4 protein-coding genes and 1 pseudogene are annotated in these 4,033 nt (G+C 71.9%); 2 read left to right on the forward strand and 3 right to left on the reverse strand.

The genetic code is table 11. The features are described from left to right. Nucleotides 1-109: 109 nt before the first annotated feature. The 3 genes from ACFUK0_RS39635 to ACFUK0_RS39645 form a co-directional block, all read right to left on the reverse strand. The gene (locus ACFUK0_RS39635; RefSeq protein ID WP_380258855.1) at nucleotides 110-1,165 is read right to left on the reverse strand and encodes a TolB family protein; all 1,056 of its coding nucleotides are present in this window, start codon (nucleotides 1,163-1,165) and stop codon (nucleotides 110-112) included. A gap of 310 nt (nucleotides 1,166-1,475) precedes the next feature. Then, nucleotides 1,476-2,285: a lysophospholipid acyltransferase family protein gene (locus tag ACFUK0_RS39640; RefSeq protein ID WP_380258857.1), complete on the reverse strand. Its 810-nt coding sequence runs from the start codon at nucleotides 2,283-2,285 to the stop codon at nucleotides 1,476-1,478. A gap of 177 nt (nucleotides 2,286-2,462) precedes the next feature. Continuing rightward, the gene (locus ACFUK0_RS39645; RefSeq protein WP_380258859.1) at nucleotides 2,463-2,891 is read right to left on the reverse strand and encodes a DUF4395 domain-containing protein; all 429 of its coding nucleotides are present in this window, start codon (nucleotides 2,889-2,891) and stop codon (nucleotides 2,463-2,465) included. A 211-nt stretch (nucleotides 2,892-3,102) separates the two neighbouring features. On the opposite strand from ACFUK0_RS39645, the gene ACFUK0_RS39650 reads away from it, so the two are divergent. Further along, nucleotides 3,103-3,516 carry a TlpA family protein disulfide reductase gene (locus tag ACFUK0_RS39650; RefSeq protein WP_380258861.1) on the forward strand — a complete coding sequence of 138 codons (414 nt, stop codon included), beginning with the start codon at nucleotides 3,103-3,105 and terminating at the stop codon, nucleotides 3,514-3,516. A 424-nt stretch (nucleotides 3,517-3,940) separates the two neighbouring features. Further along, a pseudogene (locus ACFUK0_RS39655) lies at nucleotides 3,941-4,033 on the forward strand (electron transfer flavoprotein subunit beta); the annotation flags it as partial.

The following is a 4,033-nucleotide window of genomic DNA, read 5'->3' on the forward strand; positions in this document are numbered from 1 at the left end:
CTGTGGGAGAGTAGGACGCCGCCGAACAATCATTCAAGAGAAGCCCCGCCGGGTAACCGGCGGGGCTTCTCTGCGTTTCCGGGCACGTACCGCGTGCCCGGCGGGCCGCCTAGCCGGCGGCCGGGCCCCACGCGGGGCGGCTCTCCCACTGCTCGGGGGAGCTGGTGGCCTGAGTGACGGCGGTGCCGTCGGTCTTCATGGTGTAGATCTCGGGGGCCGCGCCGGAGACGGCCTGGGCGAAGGCGATGAGCTGTCCGTCGGGGGAGAAGGACGCCGGCCCGTAGAAGCTGTTCGACGGCGCCGGAGTGAGGGCGGTGATGGCGCTGCCGTCCGGCTGGACGGTGTAGATGCCGCCGCCCGGTGTGAAGTCGGAGCCGGTCGGGCCGTCCGGATACGTGGTGAAGAGGATGCGCGAGCCGTCGGGCGACCAGCCGGCGCGGTCGCCGGCCCGGAGGGCCCAGGGGGTCAGCTGGCGCTGGCCGGTGCCGTCCGCGTTGACGACGAAGATCGCGGTGCTGTTCGCGGGCTGGCCGCCGGGGCCCGTCCGGTACTCGAAGGTGAGTTGTGTGCCGTCGGGCGACCAGCTCGGGTTGCGCACACCGCCCGAGTAGGGCTTGTCGTTGGTGAGCATGGTGAGGCGCTGGGCGTTGGTGCCGTCGGCGTTCATCACGAACAGGTCGGAGTACTGGATCTGGTTCTGCTGGTCGTCGACCGTGCCCCAGTCGCGGCCGAAGGCGATGAGCTTGCCGTCCGGCGACCAGGCCGGGGTGGCTTCGCTCTCGTTGAGGCAGTCGGGGGCGCCGTCCTGGCAGATCTGCGGGATCTGCAGCGGCTCCCCACCGGTGGCGGCGACCGTCCAGAGGCGGGTGCTGCCACCGTCCGCGATGCGGTCGAACGCGATCGTCAGGCCGTCCGGTGACCAGTCCGGGTGATCGTCGCGGGTGCCGGTCGGCGGCCGGGTGAGCTGGTTCGCGCCGCTGCCGTCGGGCGAGAGGGTCGCGATGGCGCTCGTGGCGCGGCTCGGGTCGAGGAACATCCGGGCGGCGATCAGGCCGTTGCGCGCGGTGGCCCGTACGGCGGGGGTTGCGGGCGCTGACGTCTCGACGGCGGCCACGGCCTCGGGTGCCTGGGTGACCGCGGGGTTGTCCACCGCCTCCGAGGGCATCAGGTTGCTGTCCGCTCCGCATCCGGCGAGCAGTGTCCCCACGAGCAGGGAACACGCTGCGGCCCCGTAGGGGACTCCTCTGCCAGTGCCACGCATGTGTCCGTCTCCGATCCAGGACGAGGGCCCGTCCTTGAGCGGGCGGTGTCACTGTGCCAGAGGAGGCGGTGCCGCAGAGGCGCGACACGCGACGCTCAGCGATCGGATGATTACTGAACGTTTGTCCGCTTGTCACGTCAAAGGCCTGCGGTGCCGCTCCTCATGGGACGGGAGAGCGGCGCCGCAGGCCCTGGCCTGCTTCTTCCCCTGCTGACTACTTGCCCTGCTCGGGGGCCTGCTGCTCGGCCTTCGCCTTCTCCTTGGCGGCCTGGCGCTCCGCCTTGGCGACGGCCTCCGCCTCGTCCTCCGCCTCGGCGACCTCCAGGGTGGGGGCGGTGCCACCGAGCTGGGCCGGCAGCCACCAGGAGTCCTCGGGGCCGGTGGGCACGGCGGGGTACTCGCGCTGGGCGCGGTCGAGCATCTCGGTCATCGCGGCGCGCAGGCGGCGGGTGACCATCACCGGCTTGTCGCCGGGGGCCAGCTGGATCGGCTCGCCGATCATGATGGTGACGGGGACGTGGCGCTTGGTGAGGGTCTTGGGGCGGCCCTTCGTCCAGAGTTGCTGGGTGCCCCAGAGGATGACCGGCAGCAGCGGGGCGCCGGAGTCGGCAGCCATCCGGGCGGCGCCGGTCTTGAACTTCTTCAGCGTGAACGAGCGGCTGATCGTCGCCTCGGGGAAAACGCCGACGACCTCGCCCGCGCGCAGGGCGCGGACGGCGGCGTCGTAGGCGGGCTGCCCGTCGGCGCGGTCGACCGGGATGTGCTTCATGCCGCGCATCAGCGGGCCGGAGACGCCGTGCTTGAAGACGTCGTCCTTGGCCATGAAGCGGGTCTTGCGCTTGCCGCCCTTGAAGGCGCCGAGACCGGCGAAGAGGAAGTCCAGGTAGCTGATGTGATTGCTCACCAGTACCGCTCCGCCGGTGGCGGGAATGTTCTCGGCGCCCACGATCTTGATCTGCACGTCGAGCGCGCGGAAGACGGTGAGCGCGGTCCTGATCACCGGCGGGTACACGAACTCAGCCACGGTCAGCCCTAACTTCTTCGGGCCTGGTGCCCGGTGCGGCGGTACCCGCGAGGTACGGCGGGCCGACCGGGAGGGCGCGGCACGCCGCGACGGCCACGGGTGTTACAGGAAGATGATCCCCCGAACGAGTGCCGTCTGTCACGCGAGGGCGCCGCCGGCCGGTCCCGGCGCCGCCGGTCAGCCGGTCTGGACCCCCGTACGCACCTGGGCGCGGCGGACGAGCAGGTACACCTCGCAGCCGAGGCAGTAGCCGAACGCGGCGTTCAGGAAGGCCGCGGCCAGGGCGAACGCGGTGGCGAGCAGGCCGAGCCAGGTCAGCCCGGTCAGGTAGCCGACGGTGCCGACGAGCGCGAAGCCGAACCCGACGGACTGGGCGAAGCGCGGCGGGCGGGCGTCCTCGGTCTCGCTCGGCGGCCCCAGGCGCGGCCGGACGAGGGTGCGGTACAGCCAGCCGTACGGCGAGTACTGGAGCCCGGCGAAGGCACCGATCGCGAAGACGACCGCCTGGGCGGCGAGCAGCCAGCCGCTCCCGCTGATCAGGACGGCGGCGAGGACGAGTGTGGTGAGCACGGCCGCGAAACGCGGGCCGCGCGGGTCGATCTGCATGGGGGACTCCGGTGCGTGGGGCTCGGGCGGGCTGACGGGAGCGGGTCAGCGACAGCGCGAGGCCGTGGCGCGGCACAGGTCGACCACCCGGCGGGTGGTCAGGCGCGGCGGCGCGGGAGAGTCGGAGTGCACCTCTCGATCCTATGCGGGCGCTATCCGGAGGTCGACCCTCCGGGGCAGGCCGGGGTGAGGGGTACCGCACACTTGAACGATGACCGGGTTGGTGGTGTGTGTGGTCGTGCTCGCGCTGGCGAGCGCGTTCGGACTGTGGCGGGCGAGGCGGGACGGGAGACTGCGGGTGCGGACGAAGGACGACGCGGTACGGCTGTCGGCCGCCGAACTGGGCGAGGCGCTGGGCGAGCGGGCGACGCTGGTGCAGTTCTCGTCGGCGTTCTGCCAGCCCTGCCGGGCGACCCGGCGGGTGCTGACCGAGGTGGTCGGGATGGTGGACGGCGTGGCGCACGTCGAACTCGACGCCGAGGAGCAGCTGGACCTCGTGCGGCGGCTGGAGATCCTGCGGACACCGACCGTGCTGGTGCTCGACGCGGGCGGCCGGGTGGTGCGCCGGGCGGCGGGCCAGCCCCGGCGTGCGGACGTGATCGCGGCGCTGGGCGAGGCGCTCTGACGCCTGCTCGGGTCGCGGGCGGACCGGCCGGCCGGGCGTCCGCAGCAGGCTTCATCCGAAGGTCGTTTTCCGGCAATACCAAGGTCACCCTTGTCAAGACCGGGGAATCTCACAGCGGATGTGCCGCCCAGTCAGGTGGTGTTCGGCCTGGCCTGGGGCAGGATGGGCGACGACGGCAGTGCAGCCGTCCCGAAGGCTGTCCTGCCCGGTGTTCTCCGGCGTGGACAGGTGTGGAGGGGCGTTCGCCCGGGCTCCGGCAGCGCTAAGCTACTGGCCAGTAGTGACGGCTAAGCTACTGGCGGGTATGCTGCCAGGAAGGCCGGACGGGCACGGGTATTCACTACCCCGGAGCGGGCGCGCGAAGTGCTCGCGCCCGCTTGCACCAGCCGCAGCCGCCGGACGAGACCAGTACAGGAGACAGGCCGTGAGCTTGAGGATCGTTGTCTGTGTGAAGTACGTGCCCGATGCGACCGGTGACCGTCGCTTCGCGGACGACCACACCACCGACCGGGACGGC

Source organism: Kitasatospora sp. NPDC057223 (genome assembly GCF_042669755.1).
Lineage (GTDB): Bacteria > Actinomycetota > Actinomycetes > Streptomycetales > Streptomycetaceae > Kitasatospora.